Origin of the sequence: Terrimonas ginsenosidimutans (assembly GCF_022012415.1) — a bacterium.
In the GTDB taxonomy this organism is placed as follows: Bacteria; Bacteroidota; Bacteroidia; order Chitinophagales; family Chitinophagaceae; genus Terrimonas_A; species Terrimonas_A ginsenosidimutans.
Genome location: NZ_JAKLTR010000002.1, coordinates 629527 through 654630 on the forward strand (window position 1 = coordinate 629527; position 25104 = coordinate 654630).

22 protein-coding genes and 1 tRNA gene are annotated in these 25104 nt (G+C 45.6%); 16 read left to right on the forward strand and 7 right to left on the reverse strand.

From position 1 onward, the window contains the following. Positions 1-60: 60 nt before the first annotated feature. From LZZ85_RS05085 to LZZ85_RS05105, 5 genes are all read right to left on the reverse strand, one after another. Positions 61-708 carry an MgtC/SapB family protein gene (locus LZZ85_RS05085; RefSeq protein ID WP_237869168.1) on the reverse strand — a complete coding sequence of 216 codons (648 nt, stop codon included), beginning with the start codon at positions 706-708 and terminating at the stop codon, positions 61-63. Between the two features lie 6 nt (positions 709-714). Next, a complete protein-coding gene (locus tag LZZ85_RS05090; protein ID WP_237869170.1) occupies positions 715-3240 on the reverse strand; it encodes a DNA gyrase/topoisomerase IV subunit A in 2526 nt (841 codons plus the stop codon). A gap of 173 nt (positions 3241-3413) precedes the next feature. After that, a complete protein-coding gene (gloA2, locus tag LZZ85_RS05095; RefSeq protein WP_237869172.1) occupies positions 3414-3800 on the reverse strand; it encodes an SMU1112c/YaeR family gloxylase I-like metalloprotein in 387 nt (128 codons plus the stop codon). 1 nt (position 3801) lies between these two features. Continuing rightward, complete coding sequence (locus LZZ85_RS05100) at positions 3802-4653, reverse strand: DUF1835 domain-containing protein (protein ID WP_237869174.1); 852 nt, start codon at positions 4651-4653, stop codon at positions 3802-3804. A 114-nt stretch (positions 4654-4767) separates the two neighbouring features. Further along, entirely contained in the window at positions 4768-6663 is a 1896-nt protein-coding gene (locus LZZ85_RS05105; protein WP_237869176.1) for a DNA topoisomerase IV subunit B, read from the reverse strand. Between the two features lie 698 nt (positions 6664-7361). On the opposite strand from LZZ85_RS05105, the gene LZZ85_RS05110 reads away from it, so the two are divergent. The 15 genes from LZZ85_RS05110 to LZZ85_RS05180 all read left to right on the forward strand — a co-directional run bounded on the left by LZZ85_RS05110 (position 7362) and on the right by LZZ85_RS05180 (position 22159). After that, positions 7362-8279, forward strand: a complete 918-nt coding sequence (locus LZZ85_RS05110) for a helix-turn-helix domain-containing protein (RefSeq protein ID WP_237869177.1) — start codon at positions 7362-7364, stop codon at positions 8277-8279. Between the two features lie 160 nt (positions 8280-8439). Beyond that, complete coding sequence (spt, locus tag LZZ85_RS05115) at positions 8440-9651, forward strand: serine palmitoyltransferase (RefSeq protein ID WP_237869179.1); 1212 nt, start codon at positions 8440-8442, stop codon at positions 9649-9651. Continuing rightward, positions 9648-10769 carry a GNAT family N-acetyltransferase gene (locus LZZ85_RS05120; protein WP_237869181.1) on the forward strand — a complete coding sequence of 374 codons (1122 nt, stop codon included), beginning with the start codon at positions 9648-9650 and terminating at the stop codon, positions 10767-10769. Before spt ends, LZZ85_RS05120 begins: the two co-directional genes overlap by 4 nt. Beyond that, positions 10766-11755 carry an NAD-dependent epimerase/dehydratase family protein gene (locus LZZ85_RS05125; RefSeq protein ID WP_237869183.1) on the forward strand — a complete coding sequence of 330 codons (990 nt, stop codon included), beginning with the start codon at positions 10766-10768 and terminating at the stop codon, positions 11753-11755. The genes LZZ85_RS05120 and LZZ85_RS05125 overlap by 4 nt, the downstream gene beginning before the upstream one ends. 33 nt (positions 11756-11788) lie before the next feature. After that, positions 11789-13117, forward strand: a complete 1329-nt coding sequence (locus LZZ85_RS05130) for an inositol-3-phosphate synthase (protein WP_237869185.1) — start codon at positions 11789-11791, stop codon at positions 13115-13117. Next, positions 13114-13581: a phosphatidylglycerophosphatase A family protein gene (locus LZZ85_RS05135; RefSeq protein ID WP_237869187.1), complete on the forward strand. Its 468-nt coding sequence runs from the start codon at positions 13114-13116 to the stop codon at positions 13579-13581. The genes LZZ85_RS05130 and LZZ85_RS05135 overlap by 4 nt, the downstream gene beginning before the upstream one ends. Continuing rightward, the gene (locus LZZ85_RS05140; protein ID WP_237869189.1) at positions 13578-13961 is read left to right on the forward strand and encodes a GtrA family protein; all 384 of its coding nucleotides are present in this window, start codon (positions 13578-13580) and stop codon (positions 13959-13961) included. The genes LZZ85_RS05135 and LZZ85_RS05140 overlap by 4 nt, the downstream gene beginning before the upstream one ends. Before the next feature lie 11 nt (positions 13962-13972). After that, the gene (locus LZZ85_RS05145) at positions 13973-16516 is read left to right on the forward strand and encodes a DUF5686 and carboxypeptidase-like regulatory domain-containing protein (protein ID WP_237869191.1); all 2544 of its coding nucleotides are present in this window, start codon (positions 13973-13975) and stop codon (positions 16514-16516) included. 20 nt (positions 16517-16536) lie between these two features. Then, positions 16537-17238, forward strand: a complete 702-nt coding sequence (locus tag LZZ85_RS05150) for a CDP-alcohol phosphatidyltransferase family protein (RefSeq protein ID WP_237869193.1) — start codon at positions 16537-16539, stop codon at positions 17236-17238. Positions 17239-17403: 165 nt separating this feature from the next. Then, positions 17404-17937 (forward strand): DUF4833 domain-containing protein, encoded by a 534-nt coding sequence (locus LZZ85_RS05155; RefSeq protein WP_237869195.1) that lies wholly within the window; start codon positions 17404-17406, stop codon positions 17935-17937. Between the two features lie 26 nt (positions 17938-17963). Beyond that, on the forward strand, positions 17964-18599 hold the full coding sequence (locus LZZ85_RS05160) for a sterol desaturase family protein (protein WP_237869204.1): 636 nt from the start codon (positions 17964-17966) through the stop codon (positions 18597-18599). Further along, positions 18596-19534, forward strand: a complete 939-nt coding sequence (locus LZZ85_RS05165) for a phosphatase PAP2 family protein (RefSeq protein WP_237869206.1) — start codon at positions 18596-18598, stop codon at positions 19532-19534. The genes LZZ85_RS05160 and LZZ85_RS05165 overlap by 4 nt, the downstream gene beginning before the upstream one ends. Positions 19535-20114: 580 nt before the next feature. Then, positions 20115-21074 carry an energy transducer TonB gene (locus LZZ85_RS05170; protein ID WP_237869214.1) on the forward strand — a complete coding sequence of 320 codons (960 nt, stop codon included), beginning with the start codon at positions 20115-20117 and terminating at the stop codon, positions 21072-21074. An 83-nt stretch (positions 21075-21157) separates the two neighbouring features. Continuing rightward, positions 21158-21577 (forward strand): MarR family winged helix-turn-helix transcriptional regulator, encoded by a 420-nt coding sequence (locus tag LZZ85_RS05175; protein WP_237869216.1) that lies wholly within the window; start codon positions 21158-21160, stop codon positions 21575-21577. A gap of 36 nt (positions 21578-21613) precedes the next feature. Next, on the forward strand, positions 21614-22159 hold the full coding sequence (locus LZZ85_RS05180) for a GNAT family N-acetyltransferase (protein WP_237869218.1): 546 nt from the start codon (positions 21614-21616) through the stop codon (positions 22157-22159). Positions 22160-22181: 22 nt separating this feature from the next. Here LZZ85_RS05180 and LZZ85_RS05185 read toward each other — a convergent pair whose 3' ends face one another. Next, the gene (locus tag LZZ85_RS05185) at positions 22182-22973 is read right to left on the reverse strand and encodes an outer membrane beta-barrel protein (RefSeq protein WP_237869220.1); all 792 of its coding nucleotides are present in this window, start codon (positions 22971-22973) and stop codon (positions 22182-22184) included. A 159-nt stretch (positions 22974-23132) separates the two neighbouring features. On the opposite strand from LZZ85_RS05185, the gene LZZ85_RS05190 reads away from it, so the two are divergent. Beyond that, positions 23133-23205, forward strand: a tRNA-Lys gene (locus tag LZZ85_RS05190). Between the two features lie 338 nt (positions 23206-23543). Here LZZ85_RS05190 and LZZ85_RS05195 read toward each other — a convergent pair. Further along, a complete protein-coding gene (locus tag LZZ85_RS05195; RefSeq protein WP_237869222.1) occupies positions 23544-24758 on the reverse strand; it encodes a DUF418 domain-containing protein in 1215 nt (404 codons plus the stop codon). Positions 24759-25104: the final 346 nt, after the last annotated feature.

A 25104-nucleotide genomic window follows, 5' to 3' on the forward strand; every position in this document is an offset into this window, starting at 1 on the left:
TTTCTTAGCGTTCTTTGCGGCTCTTAGCGTTCTCTGCGATACTTATACGCCTGCCAGGTATTAAATACTGAATGAAATAATTGAAGGATTACCCACCATATACTGTTCCAGCCACTTCATTTTCTGTACCCTTACCACCGCTTCGATCGTTACCACCAGTTTCCCTTCCTTTGATTCAAGCTTTCTTTGCTCCACAGGTATTCCCTGTTTTTCTATGCTGGAGACGATCTCTTCCTTTAAATGAATATCCTCCTTGTTCAGCGTGAAGATCAACGTTCTGGTCTGCTTCTTCGACTTAAATACCCGGTTGATCACCGGACTCGCGTAAACGATCAGCAATGAGGCCACCATAAATGTCAATGCAAGGAAAAACTCTCCGAATCCAATGGCGGTGCCCACCGCTGCAGCGAGCCAGATAATACCTGCCGTAGTCAGTCCTGAGACACTTACCTGATCTTTAAAGATCACACCCGCGCCGAGAAAACCGACACCGCTTACGATGTAAGAGGCAATGCGCGTGGTTTCGCCATCAGCGCCGCCCACCTTCTGGGAGATCACAGCGAAGAGAGCAGAGCCCAGGCAGATCACGGTGATCGTTTTCAGCCCTGCTGCCTTATCCTTCAGTTCGCGCTCCATGCCGAGTACAACCCCTGCCGCCAATGCAAACAGGGCTTTGTACACGTCATATATTTCCCAATGATCTGTCATGTGCTATCAGAATAATTCGGTCTGGTTTTGATTTGCAATATCAGCTTTCGTTCTCACCCACTCCATTTGTACGCTCTTGCTGAAATCAAGCAATTTCGTGCCAACAGTTTTCCAGCCGGCCACTTCAGCCACTTTGGTGATCTTGAATTTTGCCTTTCTGATCTGCTCACCTCTTCCGGTTTGTACAGCCAGTACCGGTTCCGCATCGGTGGATACGGCTTCCAGATAATTGCCATCCCCTTCCTTAATGAACATGAACTTGTTCTTCAGTGTGGTTGTTTCGATCTTGAAGCGTTTAACATTGAACTGAAGGTTTTTCTTATCGAGATAGATCGCTGTAATGATCTTTTCCGGATCGAACTTTTCGATCTGTAATACATTGTCCGGGTCAAACTTCTGCGTCAGTTCCTGGTCAGCGATCTCGTAGTAGCCGTCTTTGTAGACCACCAGTATACGATCATCCGGGCCGAAACTTCCGAGCAACTGCCCTTTGCCGTCGGTATTCAGACGACCGAACTGGTCATCAAAGGAGATCTTTTTACCGCTGAGGGTAGTGCGTCCCGCTTCTTTGAATTTCACGGATTTGATGGGGTATTTCGTTACCTGGTTACCCATGCTGCTACGGTTCTTTATCTCCAGCTCTTCGAAATAGAAATCAAGTTCCTTGTTTCTCGCACTGCTGCCGGGTGTAAGCATGATCTTCACCACCTCCGCTTCACCATTCGGATTCACACTGAAATAATGCACCTTGCTTTTGTCATCTCCACGGGTAAGATCATATTCTTTATCACGGGTAATACCGGTAACATGAAAACGTTTGGCATAGCTCATGCCTCCTTTACCGTCAGCATAGATCATGTTATAGGTAGTCCGCTCATCGTTTTTCTGGAACACGGCTACGTGAATAATGTCTTTTCCGATAAAAGTCTTATCTGAAACTTTGATCACTTTCATCAAACCACGTTTGGTGAAAGCAATGATATCATCAAGATCCGAGCAATCAAACACGTACTCATCTTTTTTCAAGCCTGTACCGATAAAGCCTTCTTCCCGGTTTACATACAATTTTGCATTCGCAATAGCCACATGCTTTGCTTCGATCACTTCAAACTGTTTGATCTCTGTTTTTCTTTCGCGGCCTTTACCGTATTTCTTCAGGAGATTTTCATAATAAGCAACCGCAAAGTCTACCAGGTTGGCGAGATCATGTTTCACCTGTTTGATCTCAGCTTCCAATCCTTTGATCTGCGCATTCAGTTCATCGATATCAAGACGATAGATCCGGCGAACAGGTTTTTCTGTGAGCTTCAGGATATCTTCCCTTGTGATCTCACGCTTCAACTGTTTTTTGAACGGAACAAATGCTTTATCGATCGCATCAATTACTTTATCCCAGGTGTCATGTTTCTTTTCAAGTTCTTTATAGATCTTTTCTTCGAAGAAGATCTTTTCCAGAGATGTATAATGCCATTTCTCCTGCAATTCTCCCAGCTTGATCTTCAGTTCAAGTTCCAGCAGGTCTTTGGTTCTGTCGGTAGAAAGTTTCAGCAGATCATTTACACCAAGGAACTGCGGTTTCATATCCACGATCACGCAGGTATTCGGTGAAATGGAAATTTCGCAATCGGTGAATTTGTATAAGGCGTCTACAGTGATATCGGTAGACATTCCGGCAGCAAGATCAACGTGGATATCCACGTCGGCGCCGGTGAAGTCGGTTACTTTTTTGATCTTGATCTTACCCTGGTCATTTGCTTTTACGATCGAGTCGATCAGTTGGGTTGTTGTAACGCCGTAGGGCACACTCTTAATAGCCAATGTTTTCTTATCTACCTCTTCGATATGTGCTCTGACTTTTACCTTACCACCTCTTTTGCCCTGGTTGTACTCGGCAACATCGGCCATGCCGCCGGTCAGGAAGTCAGGGTACAGATCAAACTTTCTGCCGCGCAGGTATTTGATAGAAGCATCGATGAGTTCGCAGAAGTTATGCGGAAGGATCTTGGTTGACAAGCCTACGGCGATCCCGTCGGCGCCTTGGGCGAGTACCAACGGAAATTTCATGGGAAGGGTCACGGGTTCATTCTTGCGACCATCATAGCTTACCTGCCAATCGGTAGTTTTTGCATTGAAGGCCACTTCAAGTGCAAATTTGCTGAGGCGGGCTTCGATATAACGTGGTGCAGCCGCGTCCATTCCGGTGCGTACATCGCCCCAGTTACCCTGTGTTTCGATCAGGAGGTCTTTCTGTCCCATATTCACCAGCGCATCGCCAATGGACGCATCACCATGCGGGTGATACTGCATCGCCTGGCCGATGATATTGGCCACTTTATTAAAACGTCCGTCATCCATTTCTTTCATGGCGTGAAGGATACGTCGCTGTACCGGTTTTAAGCCGTCTTCAACAGAAGGGACCGCACGTTCCAGAATTACATAAGAAGCGTAATCCAGGAACCATGTTTTATACTGACCGTGCAATCCACTGTCGTTATTCTGTACATCCGATAATTTGTTCTTAGCAGCACTCATCTTATTGTTGTTGTTTTCCTATGATTCCTAAATGTGTGTACTTAAAGCCTTCTGTTGTTTTCAACCCGTAACCAAATTTGCTTCTTAGTATCGCAAAGGGCGCTAAGGTTGCGCAAAGGGCGCGAAGGATGTTCTTAGCGACCTTTGCGCCATCTTAGCGAACTTTGCGATACTTACTGTTCGTACAATTCTAATGGTTGACCATTGGGGTCATAAAAGAATACGAACTTCTTTCCTGTCCATTCATCTATCCGAACATCCTGTACGTCTACACCTTTTGCCTTCAGTTCTGCCGCAGAGGCAGCCACATCATCCACCAGGAATGCAAGATGTCTTAATCCTTTTGCTTCCGGGAAAGACGCGCGCTCCCTGTAATCAGGAAAAGAGAACAACTCGATCTGATAAAGACCATTAATGGCAAGATCAAGTTTATAGGAGTTTCTTTGTTCCCGGTACACTTCACTGATCACGGTAAAGCCGAGCACATCTGTATAGAATGCTTTACTTTTCTCGTAATCATCCGTTAGTATGGCGATATGGTGAATAGCTTTTATATGCATATTAGACTGCGGCAGATTCAGCGGCAGCATTTTCCGTTTTCGCGGCGCCGGCCAGTTTGATATCAAAGTCTTTCCATGTCTTTGTGGTATCTCCTGTTACGTCGATCTTTCCTTCACTTATCAAAGTCCGGATACGCCACATAATGAAAATATCCCCTGTTTTGATCTTCATCCTGTTCAGGGTATTGCTCAATACACGGCTTGCTTTTTGCCATTCGCCGGTGATGTTCTTAATGATCTCCTGATCATAAAAATCATCGCCTTTGCCTGCAATCTTTTTACCGCCTTCCAGCATTCTTACGACAGCATTTTCCTCCACCAGTTTTTTCCATTCGTCAGGATCTACTTCGAATTCACTAAGAGTGATCGGTCTGGCGAGTTTTTTTGCTTTGGAAAACTCTTTGGGCTGGATCTCACTGAGCCATGATGGGTAGAAGATCTGCCCTTTCTCATTGATAAAAGGAAGATTATTCATGTACAACACCATCACACGACCCTGGAATTCCCGGAGCTGTGGCATCAGCCAGTAATATCCGGTTACATCATGCTGATTCTGCCCCATCCAGATCCAGATCTCTTCCGTTGTATTTTCTTTCAGTTTTTCTTTTAGTTTTTCTACTGTTTTACGGTCGTCAAAACTGCCAACCAAATCATCAGCGTAAGGCGAACCCTGCGAAAGTGTTTTCCACCATTCAAGACGCGCATTCCATCCTTCTTCTGTATCAAGATCTGCAAGTGGCCCCACTGCAAAATCATCACGGATTATTTCTACTTCACCGGCAAGTGTTTCGTCCTGCTCCATTACTTTCTGCATGAGCTCAACTTCTACGCCGTTAAAAACTATGTGTATCATAAAAGTCGTTTATAGATGTAAAGACATTTGAATTAAAAAGTAAAAATTAAAAAACTTAGATCAGAAGATCCATTACAGCCTTGCAGTTTTTTGGTTTTTACTTTTCAATTTTTATTATGCGGCTTCTTCCGCTTTATCCAGTTCCACTTTCAGGTTGTTAATGATAAACTCCTGCCTGTCCATGGTGTTTTTTCCCATGTAATATTCGAGCAATGCCTGGATATGATCTCCCTGTTCGAGACGCATCAGTTGTTTGCGCATGTCTGCGCCGATGAAGCGGGCAAATTCGTCAGGACTGATCTCACCAAGTCCTTTAAACCTGGTGATCTCAGGTTTGCCGCCCAGTTTTTTGATCGCGGCCTGCTTTTCTCCTTCATCGTAGCAGTAGATCGTTTCCTGTTTGTTCCGAACGCGGAATAAGGGTGTTTCCAGGACATACACCTTTTCATGTTTTACCAGGTCCGGGAAGAACTGGAGGAAGAATGTCATCAGGAGCAAACGGATGTGCATACCGTCCACGTCGGCATCGGTTGCGATCACGATATTGTTGAAACGCAGACCTTCCATTCCTTCTTCGATGTTCAATGCGTGTTGCAGCAGGTTGAATTCCTCGTTTTCGTAAACCACTTTTTTGGTAAGACCAAAACAGTTCAGCGGCTTACCGCGCAAGCTGAATACAGCCTGAGTATCCACGTTGCGGGATTTAGTGATCGATCCGCTGGCACTATCCCCTTCCGTAATGAAGATGGTGGTCTCCTGCTGACGGGAAATGTAGTCTTCCTTGCTTTTTGCCGGTGGTTCGTCATTAAAGTGAACCCGGCAATCACGCAGTTTCTTATTGTGAAGGTTTGCTTTCTTTGCCCGTTCGTTTGCCAGTTTTTTTATTCCGGCCATTTCTTTACGCTCACGTTCACTCTGCTCGATCCTTTTCTTCAGGCTGTCAGCAACGGCGCTGTTCTTATGAAGAAAATTATCCAGCTCCTTGGCAAAGAAATCATTCACAAATTGTTTCATCGTTGGGCCGTTGATGTCAACGTTCAGTGAGCCCAGTTTTGTTTTGGTCTGTGATTCGAATACGGGTTCAACCACACGCACGGAAACAGCTGCAACGATACCGGTGCGGATATCAGATGCATCATAATCCTTTTTAAAGAATTCACGGATCGTTTTTACATACGCTTCGCGGAATGCCTGCTGGTGCGTACCACCCTGGGTGGTATGCTGACCATTTACGAAGCTGTAAATATCTTCACCGTAGTCATTGTTGTGTGTGATCGCTACTTCGATATCATCCCCTTTAAGATGGACGATCGGATAGCGGATCTCATCTTCGTTGGTTTTACGCTGCAAGAGGTCAAGCAGACCGTTCTTACTGACGAAGGTTTTCCCGTTGAAGACGATCTTCAGGCCTGCATTCAGGAAGCAATAGTTCCAGATCTGGCTTTCGAGATATTCATAGTGGAACTTGAAATTCCGGAATACTGAATCATCCGGAATGAATGAAACCATTGTTCCATTCTGCTCACTGGTTTTTGTTTCCTTGTGTTCTTTGGTGAGCTCGCCTCTTTCAAATTCCGCGGTTTTTTCTTTCCCCTCACGTACGGCGGTCACTTTAAAATAGTTGCTGAGTGCGTTCACGGCTTTTGTACCCACACCATTCAGCCCTACGGATTTCTGGAAGGCTTTGCTGTCATATTTCGCACCGGTGTTGATCTTGCTCACTACGTCAACCACTTTTCCAAGAGGAATACCGCGACCATAATCGCGAATGGTGACCTGCTTACCTTCAATGGTGATCTCCACGGTCTTGCCATGGCCCATGGTATATTCATCAATACAGTTATCCAGCACTTCCTTTACAAGTACATAAATACCGTCATCCGGAGCAGACCCGTCACCCAACTTTCCGATATACATCCCCGGGCGGAGACGGATATGTTCTTTCCAGTCGAGGCTTTTGATACTGTCTTCCGTATATTCAAAAAGATTGCTGTCCTTTTCTTTAGCCATATACACTAATTTTTTTACGCGGATTCCGCGAATTAAGGTCTTACAGTTGAACGCCGTTTCTGCATCGGATTATGCAAATAATTACTTTATAAATCAGAATTCCTGTGACGAATTGAAGGGAAAATTTCCAATCATTCAAAATTCATTCTAGGGGTTTCTATCTATTTAGTTGTCTTTCTTTTATCAGACTCTAATTCGCGGAATTCGCGTTGCTCAATTAGCGTTACTGTAAGTGGGCAAATATAAAGAATCGGGGTCGCCCTTGTTAATTTGGAGTTATTCACAACTGGGGATAATAAAACGCGTAAATTATTGCACCAGACATGAATATTTTTTTGTTCCTATATGTAAGGGAAAATCGGCGATTTATCTGGCAAATATTCAACAAAATGCGGTTAAATGCCGATTTTGGGGGGTAGATTACGGTCAGGATTAGACAGCCATATTAGAAAGGCTGTTATCTTTGTATGAAATTTCTAATCCCGGATGTGCGAGATGTATACTACGGGGTTAATGCTACGCTAACCGTGCATATGAATTGCTGATCAAGGAGAAAGACACCAATTAATGCTGGTCAATTAAATGGGAATGCAACGTTTGGGTTGAACATTCCGGGGAAAATGATTGTTGTACAATCCCGTTGACCGAACGAGATTAGTTAATTAACTCTGATATAAATTATAACCAACCACCGTCCAATGCCTGAAGTGAGCAATACGACTATAAAGCACTTGAAGCTTGGTGATCTTTTGGAGATGACAGGACAGTCCCCTCAGCACAGCGGGCTGCATGTGTTCTCGAAGACGCCGAAGAAGAAAGAGCACGGTGGCCATCATATCGACTACCCCTTCAGGGTAGATGCATTTTTTATCATTATTGTTACTGATTCTTCCCTTCATATAAAGCTTAATCTGACCGACTATCATCTTCAGAAGAATGATGTGCTGGTGGTGGGGCCGAATACGGTGCGTCAGTTTATTGACGCGGGTGAAGGTTGCTGTCTGACCGGCATCATGTTCACCCCGGATTTTCTGATGCAGGCCGGTATCAGCAAAAAGTATTATGGTGCGTTCGATTTTTTCGCGGCCAGTGGCAGTCCGTTCATGCGAATGGAAGAGGCTGAAGCTGACGAGCTGCTGGAACTGATCAGTATTCTGCATAAGAAGAATCACGAAGGCAGTGCGATCGGCGGCGAATACCAGGAAGAGGTGGTGAAGCACCATTTCCTGGCATTCATGTTTGAACTGGCCTCGCTTTACAGGAAATCGCATGCCCAGGAGAAGATCAGGCTGACGCGGAAAGAAGAGCTGATGAAACGCTTCCTGAAGCTTTTGCCGGAACACGCGCGCCAGCAACGCGGTCTGCAGTTTTATGCGGACCACCTGTATGTGACCCCGAAATACCTCTCACAGACCGTGAAGGAATTATCGGGAAAAACCGCCGGAGCGTTTATAGATGAATTAGTTATGGTGGAGGCAAAGGTATTGTTAGGTGATTTATCTTTGTCCGTGGCGCAGGTGGCTGATCAGCTGTTTTTCAGTGATCAGTTCTTTTTCAGCAAGTTTTTTAAGAACCACGCAGGAATTACTCCTACAGGTTACAGGAAAACTTTTTAAATTGGGAGATAGACAGTGTGGGATGGGCTTGTGAAAGAGGCAATTAGACATAACAAAACGCGTTTTAGACATAGGCAGGACCGGGAACAATGTTCAATTTTGCGTAATTTCGCGCGAATGGGGTCCTTGCTATTAACTGCAATGGAATACTTGGAAAAAAATGCATAAAAAACTACAGCAAAAGGTCGCATCATTTCAGGATGCAGAGAAAATCAGGCAGGCAGGAGTTTACCCTTATTTCCGCGTGATACAGTCGGGTCAGGACACCGAAGTAATGCTCGACGGACGGAAAGTATTGATGTTTGGCTCTAACTCTTATCTGGGCCTGACCAACCACCCAAAGATCGTTGAAGCGGGTAAGTTGGCTGCGGATAGATATGGTAGCGGCTGTGCCGGTTCCAGGTTTTTGAACGGAACATTAGACATTCATATTGAGCTGGAACAAAAGCTGGCTGCGTATACGGGAAAAGAGGCAGCTGTACTTTTCAGTACAGGTTTCCAGGCTAACCTGGGTGCTCTTTCAAGTTTTACGGGAAGACATGATTACCTGATCATTGACGAATATGATCACGCTTCCATCATCGATGGCTGCCGTCTTTCGTTTTCAAAAGTGATCAAGTATGCGCATAATAATATGGCCGACCTGGAAGCAAAGCTTGCTCCCCTGCCGGCGGATGCCATGAAGCTGATCGCGGTGGACGGGATCTTCAGTATGGAAGGTGATATCGTCAAGCTTCCGGAGATCGTTCAGCTCGCTAACAAATATGGCGCAAACATCATGGTGGATGACGCGCACAGTCTTGGTGTGATCGGTGATAAAGGAGCAGGAACTGCTTCTCACTTCGGCCTGACCCAGGATGTGGACCTGATCATGGGTACGTTCAGTAAATCACTGGCGTCACTTGGCGGGTTCATTGCAGGTAATGCGGATGTGATCGATTACCTGAAGCACAAAGCACGCTCTTTGATATTCAGTGCAAGCATGACACCGGCTTCTGCCGCCAGCGTGATCGCTGCGCTGGACCTGATCCAACAGGAACCAGAACGCATCGATAATCTCTGGGCAAATACAAATTATGCTCTTCAGTTACTGAAAGATTGCGGCTTCTATACCGGTATCACCGAAAGCCCCATCATTCCTGTATATATAAGAGACAATCATAAGACTTTCCTGCTGACACGTATGCTGCAGGAAGAAGGCATCTTTGTAAACCCTGTGGTTTCACCGGCTGTGCCTTCCGACTCTTCATTGATCCGATTCTCCCTGATGGCTACTCATACATTCAGCCAGATCGACTTTGCAGTTGAACAACTGAACAAAGCCGCTATCAAGCTGGATATAAAAACGGCGCTTCAAAATCAGGAATTATGATCGACATCGTGGAGGTTAAATCCGGGAAACAGCTAAAGACGTTTATCGATTTTCAGCATGATCTTTATAAGGGTGATAGTAATTATGTACCGGAACTGTTCATCGCTCAAAAGGATCTCTTAAGTCCGGGGAAACACCCTTTTCACGAACACTCGAAACTTCAGGCGTTCCTGGCTTATCGCGATAAGCAGGTGGTTGGTCGCATTGCAGCTGTTATTAATAACAATCATAATAGCTTTAATAAAACGAACGACGGCTTCTTCGGATTCTTCGACGTGATCGATGACCAGGAGGTGGCAAACGAACTCTTTTCCGCTGCAACCAAATGGCTGAAGCAACAGGGAGCCAAAACGCTTGTTGGACCGACAAACCCCACTACCAATGATACCTGCGGGCTGCTTGTTGACGGTTTTAACATGCCACCGGTGGCGATGATGACCTACAACAAGCCCTATTACATGAAGCTGATCGAAGGTGCCGGTCTGAAGAAGCAGGTTGATCTGCTGGCTTATGACCTGCCAACAAGTACCGCAAATGAGCGGACAGTCAGGCTGCAGCAAGCGCTTGAAACACGGCTGAAAACAAAAGGAATTACGATCCGCCCGATCAATATGAAGGATTTTAAGAACGAGGTGCGGAAAGTAAAAGAAGTATATAATTCGGCCTGGGATAAAAACCTGGGCTTTGTCCCTGCCACAGATGCGGAATTTGCATACCTGGCAAAGGACATGAAAATGATTCTCGACCCGGATTTTTGTTTAGTCGCCGAACATAATGGGGCATTCGTCGGTTTCGCATTGGGGATTCCCGATATCAACGAGATCTTGCGGACCATACCACGAGGCCGTTTGTTGCCATTTGGCATCTTCAAACTGCTGTTTGGCGTTAAAAAGGTCAAATACCTGAGGGTACTTGCCCTCGGAGTGGTGGACGGGTACAGAAAGCTCGGTATCGAAGCCTGCTTTTATGCAAGGATCATACAGAGTGCGAAAAAGAAGAACATGCGCGGGGCGGAAGCCTCCTGGATACTGGAGCATAATGAGATGATGAAGAAAGGAATTGAAGATATTAACGGAACGGCATATAAGAAGTACAGGATTTACGAGAAACTGATATGAAGGAAAAAGTATTGATAACCGGCGCCAGCGGCTTTATAGGGTTTCACCTGATCGAAGCTGCGCTTGAAATGGGGCTCGACGTGATTGCAGCAGTTCGCCGCAGTAGTGACGTCCGGCATCTCCAGGTGCACAACATTCAATACTGCTATCCCGACTTCTCTGATGTAGCAAGTCTTACGAACGAACTGGAAAAAGCCGGCGTGAATTATATCGTACATGCACTCGGCACTACCAAAGCTGGTTCACAGGAGGAATACAACACCATCAATGCAGGTTATACATATAACCTGGCCAAAGCTGCGGAAGCGTTAGGACCCTCTTTTAAAAAAATGGTCTTCATCAGCAGTATCGCAGCACTCGGCCCACTTACAGAAACAACCGGAACGATCACAGAGCTTACCAGTCCGCGGCCGGTTACGGCTTATGGCAAGAGCAAATTGCTGGCAGAACAGAAACTGGAAACATTATCTCTTCCGTATGTGGTGTTACGCCCGACTGCTGTCTACGGTCCGAGAGAGAAAGATATATTCATTCTCTTCCGTACCATCAAGCGGGGTTGGGAGCCATATATCGGCAAAAAGGAGCAGGAACTGAGCTTTGTATACGTAAAAGATCTTGCTGTCATCGGGATCAACACATTGTTCAATGCATCAGCAGCAAGAACAGTGTTCAATGTTTCGGATGGACGTTCTTACAACCGGTACCAGCTTGCAGACTCTGTGAAGGCCTGTTTACAGAAAAAGACCACCCGGATCCATTTGCCGTATGGCATGGTCAAAGGTCTGGCATTTATTCTGGAGAAAACGTATCGCTTTATAAACGCGGTGCCTTTGCTGAACCGGGAGAAGCTGCATGAGCTGACAGCGATCAACTGGAAGATCAACATCGATAAAGCAAAACGCGAATTGGGCTTCTACCCTGCTTACAACCTTGAACAGGGAGTGCAGGAAACGATGGCCTGGTACAGATACAACAATTGGATATAACATTTTACATACTGTATTAAAACACAACCAAACATGAGTCAGCAAATACGGAAAGCAGAAGGGAAACTGGGGATCCTGACCCCCGGAATGGGCGCCGTGGCCACAACGTTTATGGCCGGTGTGATCGCTATTAATAAAGGTTTGGCAAAGCCGATCGGATCGGTAAGCCAGATGGGCAACATTCGCCTGGGCAAAAGAACGGAGAACCGCAACCCACTTATTAAAGATTTCGTACCTCTTGCCAACCTGCAGGATATCGTTTTCGGTGGATGGGATCTTTATGAAGATAACGTGTACCAGGCAGCTATGCATGCAAAAGTACTTGACGCAAACATGCTGTTCCAGATCAAAGCTGAACTCGAGGCTATCCGCCCGATGAAGGCAGTGTTTGACAGAACATTTGTAAAAAACCTCGACGGTACTTATATCAAAACTGGTACTGACAAAATGGACCTGGCTAAACAGGTGATGAATGATATCGAGAACTTCAAGGAAGCAAATGACCTGGACCGTGTAGTAATGGTATGGTGCGGATCAACAGAGATCTATTTCGAAGCATCCGAAGTACACAACACTATCGAAGCATTCGAACAGGGCCTGAAAGATAACGACCCGAACATTTCTCCAAGCATGATCTATGCTTATGCGGCGATCAAACTGGGTGTTCCTTTCGCAAACGGTGCTCCTAACCTGACTTGTGATATTCCCGCACTGGTTGAACTGTCTAAACAAACCAGCACTCCTATCGCTGGTAAAGACTTCAAGACCGGTCAGACTTTAATGAAAACGATCCTTGCTCCGGGCCTGTACGCACGTGCACTCGGCGTATCAGGATGGTTCTCTACAAATATCCTTGGTAACCGCGATGGTCTGGTACTGGATGACCCGGATAACTTCAAAACAAAAGAAGTATCAAAACTCGGCGTACTGGAAGACATCTTCAAACCAGAAGATAATCCAGAACTGTATGGCGATATCTATCATAAAGTACGTATCAACTATTATCCTCCTCATGGTGATAACAAAGAGAGCTGGGATAATATTGACATCTTCGGTTGGATGGGCTATCAGATGCAGATCAAGGTGAACTTCCTTTGCCGCGATTCTATCCTGGCTGCACCGATCGTACTCGATCTGGCGCTGTTCATCGATCTGGCAAAACGTGCAGACATGTCCGGAATACAGGAGTGGTTGTCTTTCTACCTGAAATCTCCACAGACTGCGGAAGGCCTGCGTCCTGAGCATGATATTTTTAAACAACTGATCAAAATGCAGAATACACTTCGTCATTTGATGGGCGAAGATCTGATCACGCACCTGGGCCTGGATTACTATCAGGAACTGGTTGACGAAATTTTATGATCAAACTGGCAAAAGCCATTGCCACCTGTGGCATAGGATACATGGGTAAAGGTGGCGGAAGCGTAGCTGCCGCCGCTTATTGCGTGGTCTGGCTGTTAATTACCGGTAACACTACGACAGTATGGTCGATCGTTTTGGCATTGGCCATACTGCTCTTAGGTGTCTGGAGTTCAAATAATGTGGAAAGTACGTGGGGGCATGACAGCAGTAAAGTTGTAGTGGATGAAGTGGCGGGAATGATGATCACGCTGGCATGGGCACCCGTTGAATTGATATTCGCGTTGATAGGATTTGTGCTATTTCGTTTTTTTGATATTCTTAAACCCTTAGGTATCAGAAAAGCTGAAGATCTACCAGGTGGATGGGGCGTAATGGCAGATGATGTGCTGGCAGGAATATACGCATTCATCGTTCTCCAGGTCGTGATTTACCTGGCGGACGGCAAATTGTCCGGTCTGATATGAAAGTTTTTCTGAAGGCTAATGTAGCTTCCCTGATTGCTTCCCTTATTGATTATCTGATCACTATCGTGCTTGTTCAGCTATTTCGTGCCGATGTGGTATGGGCTGGAGTGACGGGTACTGTGTGTGGAGGAGTGATCAATTTTATCATTGGAAGAACCTGGGTATTCAAAGCAACGGAAGGACAGGCACGTAAACAGGCATGGAGGTACTTGTTAGTTTGGCTGGGAAACCTGATCTTGAATGCAACTGGCCTGTACCTGCTGACAAAGCAGTTGGGCGTTCATTATATATTGGCGAAGGTGGTCACTTCATTAACAGTGGCCGTAGGCTGGAATTATCCCTTACAGAAAAGATTTGTTTTTTTGAATAATACTAAGTAAAGATGAAGCGGATGAGACTCAAGGAGGTGTGGTTTCTTTTTTTGCTGGCATTCACAACTACCCTGTTACAGGCACAACCTGTCACAACCGTTACCGGTGTAATACGTGATGCATCCACAGGTTCTCCATTACCCTTTGTAAGTGTTTACTTCAAAGGTGCGAAAGGTGTGATCAGCGGTGAGAATGGAAGTTACTCGCTTTCCACTACCAATCCAAAATTAACCGTCATAACTTTTTCGTATGGTGGTTACAAAACTGTTGAACGTACGATCCAGTCTGGTAAAGAGCATGAACTCAATATCGAACTGGAGCTCTCTGAAATGAGTGGTGTTACTGTTCGTAATACCAAACGTGGTAAGTACAGCAACAGGAATAATCCTGCTGTTGACCTGATCCGCCTGATCGTAGAACACAAAAAAGAGAACCGCATTTCTGCATACGATTATGTCGAATATCAGCAGTATGAAAAAATGGAATTATCTCTTACCAATAAGCCGGAAAAATTATTAAAGAACAAACTCTTTAAGAATTTCCAGTTCCTGCTTGATAATTCCGATTCTTCCAAAATAGAAGGCAAAGCACTGCTTCCGATCTATCTTGAAGAAGAACTCTCACAAAAATATTTCCGCAAGGATCCTTCCAAAGAAAAAACTTACGTTCTCGCAAAGAAGAAAGTAAACCTGGGTGAGTTCATCGATAACGACGGGATCAGCCGTTACCTGAGCAGCATGTATGCGGACATCGATATCTATCAGAATAATATCGGGATATTGGGTAACCAGTTCCTGAGTCCTATTGCCGATGGAGCTCCTACCTTCTACCGTTTTTATATCCGTGATACTGTTGAGCTGGATGGCATCAAACTGATCCAGCTTGCATTCACACCAAGAAACCTGAACGACCTGCTGTTCCGTGGTTCTTTGTTCGTAACGCTGGATGGCAACTATGCCGTACAGAAGATCTCGATGGCCGTTAGCAAGAATGCAAACCTGAACTGGTCAAGGGAACTCCGTATCAACCAGGACTTCGAAAGGGGGCCTGATGGCCGCTATCATGTGATCATGAGCAACATGCTTTCGGAATTCGCATTAAGCAAGAAAGCTGACGGAGGTATTCTTGGGGAAAGGACCGTTTCATTCAAGAACTTTACGATCAATCAACCCGCCGCGGACTCTGTTTACCAGGGCCGGGATCTGATCGTTGCAAAAAATACCACTCAGCTCAATGATAGTTTCTGGTTAACGAACAGGCATAAACCGCTGAGTGAAACGGAATCTACGGTCTATACCAACATGGATAGCCTTGTAAAAATGAAATCTTACCGCAGACTGATGGATTGGGCCACCCTTCTGCTTGCAGGTTACAAATCGTTCGGTATATATGAAGTCGGTCCGGTGAACGCATTCTACAGTTTCAACCCTGTTGAAGGATTCCGCCTGAGAGCGGGCGGACGTACAACAACAAAGCTGAGCCCGAATCTCTATTTTGAGAACTATGTGGCCTACGGTTTTAAGGATAAGAAGTGGAAATATTATTTATCAGGAACGTACTCATTTAATCATAAATCGATCTATTCTTTCCCGCTGAACTATCTGCGCCTGAGCTACCAGTATGATACAAAGATCCCGGGACAGGAGCTGCAGTTTGTAGCGGAAGACAACTTCCTGCTTTCATTCAAACGGGGCGATAACAATAAGTGGCTGTATAACAGGATCGCCAGGGCTGATTACGTAAGAGAGTTCGGAAAGAACATTTCCTATGAATTTGGCTTTAAACGCTGGGAGCAGATCCCCGCGGGTAATATCATTTATGATCAACCTAAGCCCGGTGGCGGCTTTGATACGATCCCAAGTCTTACGACATCCGAGCTGTCAGCAGAGATTCGCTGGGCTCCTAACGAACAGTTCTACCAGGGTAAAAACTACCGTATACCGATCTTCAATAAGTACCCGATCTTCAGAGCGAGGTTTATTGCGGGTGTAAAAGGAATGCTTGGTGGTCAATATAATTATCAGAATATCACAACGAGCGCATTCAAACGTTTCTATCTGTCGCAATTCGGATTTGCAGATGTTGTCGTAGAAGGCGGTTATACATTTGGCAAAGTGCCCTATCCCCTGCTGAATATTCACCGTGCGAATCAGAGCTACTCTTACCAGTTCTATTCATTCAACATGATGAACTTTATGGAGTTTGTGAGTGACCGTTATGTATCTGTGAATACTGAATACTATTTCAATGGATTTATTTTTAATAAGATCCCATTGCTGAAAAAACTGAAGTTGCGTGAGGTAGCAAGCTTTAAATTCCTTTATGGCGGCATGCGTGATGAGAATGATCCGAAATCCAATCCGAATACGCTTCGTTTTCCAACGGATGATTTAGGTAATCCCACTACCTTTACGCTTGACGGTAAACCATATATGGAAGCGAGCGTGGGTATTGGAAACATCTTCAAATTACTCAGACTGGATGTGGTGAGAAGGTTAAGCTATATGGAGCACCCGGACGTGCCGAAATGGGGCATCCGGGGCCGTGTGAGATTTGAATTCTAACGATCCAAAACCAACAAAAAATGCCCAGCACAAGGGACCGTTTGCAGAAAGGAATTTATGTTATCATTAACCCTTTGGTTAAGGGACTGATCAGGATCGGATTTACGCCCAACAAGGTTACGATCACGGGGCTGATCCTGAATATCGGAGTGGCGATCATTTTTATCGAAGGTGGCGAGAAAGGCCATCGCGGGGATCTTTCCTATGTCGGCTGGGCCGGCGGACTGATCCTATTTGCAGGGTTGTTTGACATGCTTGACGGCCAGGTGGCGAGGCTGGGTAATATGAGCTCCAAGTTCGGGGCATTGTTTGATTCCGTACTTGACAGGTACAGCGAATGCATCATGTTCCTCGGCATTTGCTATTACCTGGTAGCTCATCACTATTTTCTCAGTTCGATCTTCGCTTTCATTGCCCTGATCGGATCGATGATGGTAAGCTATACAAGGGCAAGAAGTGAAGGGCTTGGCGTAGAGAATAAAGGAGGATTGATGCAGCGTCCGGAGCGCGTCGTGCTTACCGGTGTGTCTGCCATTGCTTGTGGGATCACCGGCGGGATCATCGGAGGGAATTACAAAATAGCTGTAGACTGGTTGCCGATCCCCATCTTCGAAACGATGTCGGTATTCACCATTCCTATTACCATAATGGCTGTACTGACCAATATTACAGCTATAAAAAGATTGCTGGACGCGCAGAAAGCGCTGGATGGAATTAAGTAAAAAGTCAAAATTAAAAAGTAAAAAAATCCGGGCTGACCAAACCTTCGAAGCCGGAAATTGTAAAATAACAGGTTGTTCAGACACTCCAAATGGCTGTTTTTTTAAATTTATACTTTGGACTTTTATATTCCAAGAGCGGAAATATTACAATAAAAGGATATAATCATGTTACGTAAAAAGGGCCTTCTAGCCCTGTTCATTTGCTGGGGATTTTTAGCATCGGCGCAGGAAGGTTTTCCAACTCCCCCGGCAAGCAGTGACCAGATGTTCTACTTACAACGGACACCGAACACAAATACAATCATTTGTGATGTAAATACAGAGAATGGCAAGCTGGATGAGGATGACCCGATCCACGTATACTGGATCCGTTACGGAGAAAAAGGGCAAAAAGAGGAGCTAAGCTTTATACAACGTAAATTTGCCTACGGTATCAAGGCGAAAAAGACGGATGATGGTAAGTACAAGCTTAATTTTGTGTCTTATTCCAAGTATGCGATGTATCTCATTAAGGCGGCTGACGGAAAGTATCATGTATTTGCACCGATCAATGAGAAGATGGTGATCCTGAACAGTATTTTTATCAAGATCAATAAAGGAGGAACGTTCTGGTCGCCCAATATCGAGTATTTTGAAGTAAAAGGAACAGATCCTGCCACGGGTGCTGAAGTGGTCGAAAGGAAGAAAGTGCTGAAGTAAGCCGGGGCTGTAAAATAAAACTGATCATGAAGAAGAACTATATCTCCAATTCCAGCGAATCCATCCGGATGTTCAAAAGTAGCTTTATGGAAAGCCTTTCCAAAGTTCACTTTTCTGTGCCGTTGTTTGTGTACGTTCCTGTAATAATTTACGTATCGTACCTGTCTTTGACTCAACCGCAGATGAATATCGGCATGTTTGCCCTTTGCTTCCTCGGCGGTCTCGGTATCTGGACCATCACGGAATATGTATTACACAGATGGGTATTCCATTTTGTACCGAAGTCGAAATGGGGTCTTCGTCTTCATTTCATTTTTCACGGCGTTCATCATGATTATCCGAAGGATGCCAAACGTCTGGTGATGCCTCCTTCAGCAAGTATCCCGCTGGCTGTTGGCTTTTACTTTCTGTTCATGCTGTTCTTTAAAGACAAAGCGTATCTGTGGGCTTTCTTTCCGGGCTTCCTGACCGGCTACCTGGTCTACGATATGATGCATTACGCAATGCATCACTATAATTTCAAAAGTTCCCTGATGAAAAGGGTAAAGCAGCATCACATGCTGCATCATTATGACGATTCATCAAAAGGCTATGGTGTGAGCACCTCCCTTTGGGATGAAATATTCCGTTCAGGTTTTCCGAAGAAGAAGCAAAAAGCATGAAGAATATCCAGGGGAAGCCGGGTTTATTCACCCCCAGGGACCTATTGATCACCACACTCCTTTCCGCAGCATATCTTTTGTTATCTGCAATACTTGTTGGGTTTAAATCCGACCAGGTATTTCTTGTCGTGTTATTCAATGGCTTGTATTATGCTTCCGGATATACAAGAAAGTTCATCATCGGCTTTTCAGTTTTTATAGTTTACTGGATCCTGTTTGACTACATGAAAGCATTCCCCAATTATCTTTTTGCGGACGTGCATACCGGTAGTCTTCATGCAGCGGAAAAAGCTTTATTCGGGATCCGTTATGGGAATGAAATACTTACGCCAAACGAATTTTTCCTCCTGCATACGAACAACGCGCTTGATATCATGAGCGGGTTGTTCTATCTCTGCTGGATCCCTGTGCCGCTGGCCTTCGGGACATATCTGTTCTTCACCAACCGCCGGCTCTTCCTCCAGTTCAGCTTTGCATTTGTGATAGTGAACCTTGTAGGATTTATCGGCTACTACACCTACCCTGCGGCACCGCCGTGGTATATACAGGAACATGGATTGATCGCTGACCTCAATACACCCGGCAGTACAGCCGGTCTTGATCGCTTTGACGACTACTTCGATGTAAACATTTTCCAATCGATCTATGCAAAAAGCTCTAACGTTTTTGCCGCGATGCCCTCGCTTCATTCAGCCTATCCGCTGATCGTGGTGTATTATGGTTTCAAAAAGAAGATCGGTTATTTCAACATTGTGTTCATGGCAGTGACAGTGGGCATCTGGTTTGCCGCTGTGTATACAAGCCATCACTATGTACTTGATGTGCTGGCGGGAATTCTTTGCGCCGTGATCGGAATATGGTTGTTTGATAAGGTGATCATGAAGAACCGCGGATTTAACCGGTTTGTGGATGCGTACTACAAAAAGATCAGCTGAGCTGCACAGGGCTATGCAATGCAATGTCTTTTGGTTGAGCAGATAACATGGGGTCATCCCGGCCACTCAACGTCATTAAGGAATCTTCATTTTTTCGTGTAGTGCGTGAAGTCAGGTTGGCGTAAGGGCCTCTCTAAATCTCCCCCTTCAGGCTAGCGTGTACCCATAAGTATTTGAATGGCGTAGGGGAACGCGACGGACGCGGCGATACGCAACGCGCGCGGCGAATACAACGTCTGCTATGGCTGTTTCCGCTGCGTACGTCGCGTATCGCCGCGTCCGCCGCGTTCCCCTACGCCATTAAGCTATCAAGAAATTATTCGGTCATATAAAAGGGAAAATGTGGGTACACGGCAGCCCGAAGGGGAGATTTAGAGGGGGCATTACCCCAGTATAGAAAAAGAAGTTTCTTAACCTAATGACATAGCCCGCCCGGTGAAACAGAGCGGGAGGAGATGGGCTTGAAGCAACATTTTGAACGTAGCAAATGAAAACTCATTCAATATCGTAAACGACAATGCTATGCAATAGTTGGAGAATAGATAGCTTTCTCTTAATTTGATCTTATATAATTGCCATTATGAAGATCATTGCCACCTCTATGCTTGCTTTTGCTTTTATAGCGCAGGTAAACGCGCAAAAAACGGAGCAATTTCTATCCTACGGTCTTCGACCTACAAAAGAAGCGCCTTATTATACCAGTGTAAAAGAGCCCCGCGATGGTAAATGGTACCGGGAAGTTTTTTCTGCGCGTACAAATAAACTGATTACAAAAGGACTGTTCCGCGATGAGGAATGCACTGTCAGGGAGGGAGAACATATATGGTATTATGAAGGAGGTAAGCTTCGTTATATCTACCATTTCAACAATGGTGTAAAGGACGGCATCTGGCTGAATTATCACGAGAACGGGCAGTTGCAGGATTCATCTTTCTATACTAATGGCATCCGGACAGGCATTGCGCTTGGTTGGAATAATGAAGGAAATCTGTCGGATTCGTTCAACCTCGATAAACAGGGAACCGGCCGGTATTACAGTTGGTATAAGGGAGCTGAACACCAGCCAATGATCGAAGGATACATTCAGTCAGATACGATACGGACTGGCAGGTGGACCTATTTCTACCCTGGTGGAAAGATCCGCGCGTCTGTGCAGTATGAGAACAACAGGATCGTTGACGAAAAATGCAAGTGCTATGACGAGCAGGGCAAAGACATTGCAGCAGAGCTTTGCACAGAGCGCGAAGCCACATTTAAAGAAGGTGACGGCGCGTGGCGCAGCTATGTCCAGCAGAAGTTAAACCCCCAGGTTCCTATCAGCAAAGGTGCTAAGGCTGGTGTATATACGGTCCTGATCCAGTTCGTTGTTGCCACTGATGGAAATGTCAAAGAACTCAAACCTTTAACGAATTTCGGCTTTGGAATGGAGCAGGAAGCGATGAGGGTGATCCGGAGTTCACCGAAGTGGAATCCGGCAGTACAGTTTGGCCGGAATGTAAATGCTTACCGCCTGCAGCCGATCTCGTTTTCTATTAATTAATACGAATTATTCTTCCCCTTTCAGAGTGGGAAAAGAGGAAAACCCTACATTTGCGTAACTGGTTACATAATAAACTACGTAATATGGATTTCTTTAATCGTGTTGGTAAGCTTGCCCTCGGCAGCCGGATGAGGATCTTAACAGAAAAGATGGTTGCTGATGCGTCCCGGATCTATGAGATGTACGATGTTGCGCTGAATCCCAAATGGTTTCCTGTATTTTATTTACTCGCGGAAGATGGCGATAAGGCCATCACGGAGATCGCCCGGGAGATCGGTCATTCACACGCATCGGTCAGTAAGATCATCGCAGAGATGTCCGGGAACGGTATCGTGACGGAGAAAAAAGATAAAGCTGACGCCCGCCGTACGGTCGCATCCCTCTCAAAAAAAGGAAGAGAAATCTCTGTGAAGATCCAGGATCAGTATCTTGATATCAATAGTGCCGTCGATGAATTGTCATCACAGGCCACCTATGACCTGTGGAAGGCGCTTGCGGAATGAGAATACCTGCTTGAACAAAAGTCATTATTCGAACGGGTGCAGGAACATCGCAAGCGCCGCGAAAGCAAAAATGTAGAGATCGTCGACTACAAACCAGCATACCGGAAAGCATTCCGCGACATGAATGAAGAATGGATCTCACGTTATTTTAAAATGGAAGCTGCGGATTATAAGGCATTGGATAATCCCAAAGGTTATATACTCGATAAAGGAGGATTTATCCTTGTCGCACTTTATAACGGAGAACCCGCTGGCGTATGTGCACTGGTGAAGATGAATGATCCTGATTTTGATTTTGAGCTGGCAAAGATGGCGGTATCGCCGAAGTTCCAGGGGCATCATATCGGTTATAAATTGGGCCTTGCTGCCATTGAAAAAGCAAAATCAGAAGGCGCTTCGCGGATATATCTTGAAAGCAATACGTTATTAAAACCGGCTATCCGGTTGTATGATAAGCTGGGGTTTGTAAAACTTACCGGGCGCCCCTCCCCTTATGAGCGTTGTAATATCCAGATGGAGCTGGCAATAAAAGAACAGCCGTCGAAGGCCCCTGGTTCTAAAACCCGGATTAAGCGCTCGTGACGGATGTGGCGGGTTGTTCTTCTCAGAACTGCCATTCCAGTCCAATCAGGGCTGTAATTGCGTTTAAAGGGTATTTATGATGAAGATAGATCGGTTCTGGTGTTGGCTGCATTCCGGGGCCCGGGCCCGGACCACCAGTGATCGGATATATTATCTGTGTCCCTTTTGCCTTAGCTCCAAAGTATGTGACATCAAAGAGAAGGGAGAGTTGTTGTCCTATTTTATAACCGAGTCCTGCATTTGCCTGGTAGGCAAATGCAGTTGAGAGGTCAACATCGTAATCGTACCTGGAAGTCAACGCCGACTGACCTGGCTGCGCAGAGTGTTCATTTTTGTATGAGGGTACTGATGTGTTCGTGATGCCAGCGGCAATACCTGTTCTGAAAGACAGCTTATTTCCGACAGGCAGATGGAGTGATGGTCCCGCCAGTAACTTTATTACCTCCCATCGCTCTGATTTCAGTTTTGTTTTCCCCGGACCGTAAAGCATATCATATAGCTCCTGGGCCTTGTCGGTATCACGGTTATATTTCGAGATCCCTCCTTTCAGCGTTATAAAAAATCCGTGAGAGATGCGGGCATTGATCTGCAGGTTTGTATTTAGTCCGGGCCTGGCAGCGCCATTCTCGTTCGGCATTGCGTTGATTGGCTGGAATTCTTTTCCAGCGAATTTTCCTGTCGGGAATGCTACTCCGGTTGTTAATGCGACGGAAAATGGTGATTTCTGTGCGAATAGAAAGCTTGCCGAAAACAGACAGGCCAGTAAGAAAAAGCATCTCCCGGCGGTTTTGAAACGTTTGTGTGTGGAAGTCATGGTAAGGTTGAGTTTTGGTTAAATACAGCACTGGCGTGTATTTAATGGGGTGTGGACAAGGCGGGATTATCAAACGTTGCACGTTTTGATTATTTCGGTTGTAATTTTTTGGTTTTCATGATAGAAATCCTGATCTTTGCCTCCCTTTTTTAAGGAAATGATTCCGTAGCTCAGTTGGTAGAGCAATACACTTTTAATGTATGGGCCCTGGGTTCGAGTCCCAGCGGGATCACAAAAACTTCGAACATTCTGTTCGGAGTTTTTCTATAATAGAATTGATGCGAGGTTGATCCCATCAAAAAAGCGGGAGTTACATCGGAGGGACCACAGTGAATGAACTAAGCCGTTCATTCTTTTGCTTCTTATCCGCTAGCGCGGATCTCTTTATGTTTATCTTTTTCAGGAAGATAGTTATTCCAAAAACAAATCACCATATTCCTGCTAAGAAAGCACCCCTCAGAGAACGGATGATATGAAGCAATTGCAAAATTTCCTCCGATGATCAGCCAGATCAGAACCTTTAATTTAATCCCTGGACCTTTCTTGTCCCTTCACCTGACCACTAACCCCTCACTTCCGCAACGGCTGCCATTTCAAATAAGTCGCCGACCGCCACACCCACTCCACCGGACCAAAGCGAAAATACCGCATCCAGATATGGCTGAAGGCCACCTGGAACAGGTAAATACCCACTGCTATCAGTGAAAGCCTGGCAGGGCCGATCTTTGCTTCCATTCCCATTCCATAACCCATAAAGATGAACACGCAAATAAGCGATTGCAGAAGATAATTCGTCAGTGCCATCTGTCCCAATGGTGCAAAAACCATCAGCCTTTTTCTCCACTCCTGCTTTTCAAAAAGCAGCGCAAAGCCGGCTGCATAGAAAAGGCAAAGTGCTGGTACGCCGAATGCATATACCATTGGCTGAATGATGCCGAGCGGTTCAAGCTCGTAATATGAACCCTTTGTCATCATCACAGCCAGGATAATATTACAGGGGATTCCGATCACGGCACCAAGGACCATCACTTTGCGTATCAGTGGGCGATTCTCCTGCACTTTTGCATAGATGGTATGTCGGGCAATGTAAAAGCCGATCAGGAACATGGCCAGCACCCGGAAGAAGCGGCCGGTGAAGAGAAGGTCGGGGTAACGCCCGATCACCAGTCCGCCCATGTTCATCTTCATGATATCTGGATAATATCCTCTGCGATAGGTGTCGATCACGATATCAAAGAAAGAGGGACCTTCAGGCGGAGGCGCGGGAGCTGGTGGGTTAGCCAGATGAACGCCCAGCATGATCGCATACTGGATCACCGGAAGTATCATCATGAATATCGCCATGCGCAATACCGTCTTATCTGTGGAATTACGGAACAGTAACAGGAAGACCGCAGTGATGGCGTACACGGTAAGGATATCGCCTACAAATAAAAACACCGCGTGCAGCAGTCCGAGAATGAACATGATCAGCAGCCGTCTTGAAAACCGTGGCAGGAACTTACTGTCCTGCAGGGCTGATCTTTGCATCTGCAGCCCAAAGCCAATCCCGAAAAGCATGGAGAACAGGGAATAGAATTTACCATCGATCAGGAAGTGCTCGATCCATTCAACCACGGTGTCTTCAGGAAAAGTGCCGAGGGCATGGTGGCCTTGTTCAGACAACAGGAAATATCCTGAATGGATGGGCATGTTTGCAAAAAGAATACCTAACAAAGCAAAGCCTCGTAGGGCATCCAGCAATGAATGACGTTCTGAAGAGTTGGTGGGCTGAATCGTGGACATGCAGTTGATTTTAGTGCGTGGTGCGTGGTTGTAATTGTAGATAGTCGTGCGGTTTGAAAGTATTTATAAAATCTGATATAATAAAAAATCGGGGATACCACGAAGGGGGGATTTTTGGTTGGGGGCGCAGACCAGAACTGTCAGGTTATCGGTTTATCAGGGTTGCCCCAGCCGGGCTGTCATTAAGTTAAGAAACTTCTTTTTCGTAGGCTGGCGTAAGGGCCCCCTCTAAATCTCATGAAATTTCTTTGATAAGCGACTTGAAGTCTCCCCTGAAGGGCTGCCGTGTACCCACATTTTTCCTTTTATATGACCGAATAATTTCTTGATAGCTTGATGGCATAAA

Excerpts from the sequence above, each read along its gene's own strand:
- LZZ85_RS05085 (WP_237869168.1), bottom strand. The coding sequence starts at position 708 with ATGACAGATCATTGGGAAATATATGACGTGTACAAAGCCCTGTTTGCA.
- LZZ85_RS05090 (WP_237869170.1), bottom strand. The coding sequence starts at position 3,240 with ATGAGTGCTGCTAAGAACAAATTATCGGATGTACAGAATAACGACAGT.
- gloA2 (WP_237869172.1), bottom strand. The coding sequence starts at position 3,800 with ATGCATATAAAAGCTATTCACCATATCGCCATACTAACGGATGATTAC.
- LZZ85_RS05100 (WP_237869174.1), bottom strand. The coding sequence starts at position 4,653 with ATGATACACATAGTTTTTAACGGCGTAGAAGTTGAGCTCATGCAGAAA.
- LZZ85_RS05105 (WP_237869176.1), bottom strand. The coding sequence starts at position 6,663 with ATGGCTAAAGAAAAGGACAGCAATCTTTTTGAATATACGGAAGACAGT.
- LZZ85_RS05110 (WP_237869177.1), top strand. The coding sequence starts at position 7,362 with ATGCCTGAAGTGAGCAATACGACTATAAAGCACTTGAAGCTTGGTGAT.
- spt (WP_237869179.1), top strand. The coding sequence starts at position 8,440 with ATGCATAAAAAACTACAGCAAAAGGTCGCATCATTTCAGGATGCAGAG.
- LZZ85_RS05120 (WP_237869181.1), top strand. The coding sequence starts at position 9,648 with ATGATCGACATCGTGGAGGTTAAATCCGGGAAACAGCTAAAGACGTTT.
- LZZ85_RS05125 (WP_237869183.1), top strand. The coding sequence starts at position 10,766 with ATGAAGGAAAAAGTATTGATAACCGGCGCCAGCGGCTTTATAGGGTTT.
- LZZ85_RS05130 (WP_237869185.1), top strand. The coding sequence starts at position 11,789 with ATGAGTCAGCAAATACGGAAAGCAGAAGGGAAACTGGGGATCCTGACC.
- LZZ85_RS05135 (WP_237869187.1), top strand. The coding sequence starts at position 13,114 with ATGATCAAACTGGCAAAAGCCATTGCCACCTGTGGCATAGGATACATG.
- LZZ85_RS05140 (WP_237869189.1), top strand. The coding sequence starts at position 13,578 with ATGAAAGTTTTTCTGAAGGCTAATGTAGCTTCCCTGATTGCTTCCCTT.
- LZZ85_RS05145 (WP_237869191.1), top strand. The coding sequence starts at position 13,973 with ATGAGACTCAAGGAGGTGTGGTTTCTTTTTTTGCTGGCATTCACAACT.
- LZZ85_RS05150 (WP_237869193.1), top strand. The coding sequence starts at position 16,537 with ATGCCCAGCACAAGGGACCGTTTGCAGAAAGGAATTTATGTTATCATT.
- LZZ85_RS05155 (WP_237869195.1), top strand. The coding sequence starts at position 17,404 with ATGTTACGTAAAAAGGGCCTTCTAGCCCTGTTCATTTGCTGGGGATTT.
- LZZ85_RS05160 (WP_237869204.1), top strand. The coding sequence starts at position 17,964 with ATGAAGAAGAACTATATCTCCAATTCCAGCGAATCCATCCGGATGTTC.
- LZZ85_RS05165 (WP_237869206.1), top strand. The coding sequence starts at position 18,596 with ATGAAGAATATCCAGGGGAAGCCGGGTTTATTCACCCCCAGGGACCTA.
- LZZ85_RS05170 (WP_237869214.1), top strand. The coding sequence starts at position 20,115 with ATGAAGATCATTGCCACCTCTATGCTTGCTTTTGCTTTTATAGCGCAG.
- LZZ85_RS05175 (WP_237869216.1), top strand. The coding sequence starts at position 21,158 with ATGGATTTCTTTAATCGTGTTGGTAAGCTTGCCCTCGGCAGCCGGATG.
- LZZ85_RS05185 (WP_237869220.1), bottom strand. The coding sequence starts at position 22,973 with ATGACTTCCACACACAAACGTTTCAAAACCGCCGGGAGATGCTTTTTC.
- LZZ85_RS05195 (WP_237869222.1), bottom strand. The coding sequence starts at position 24,758 with ATGTCCACGATTCAGCCCACCAACTCTTCAGAACGTCATTCATTGCTG.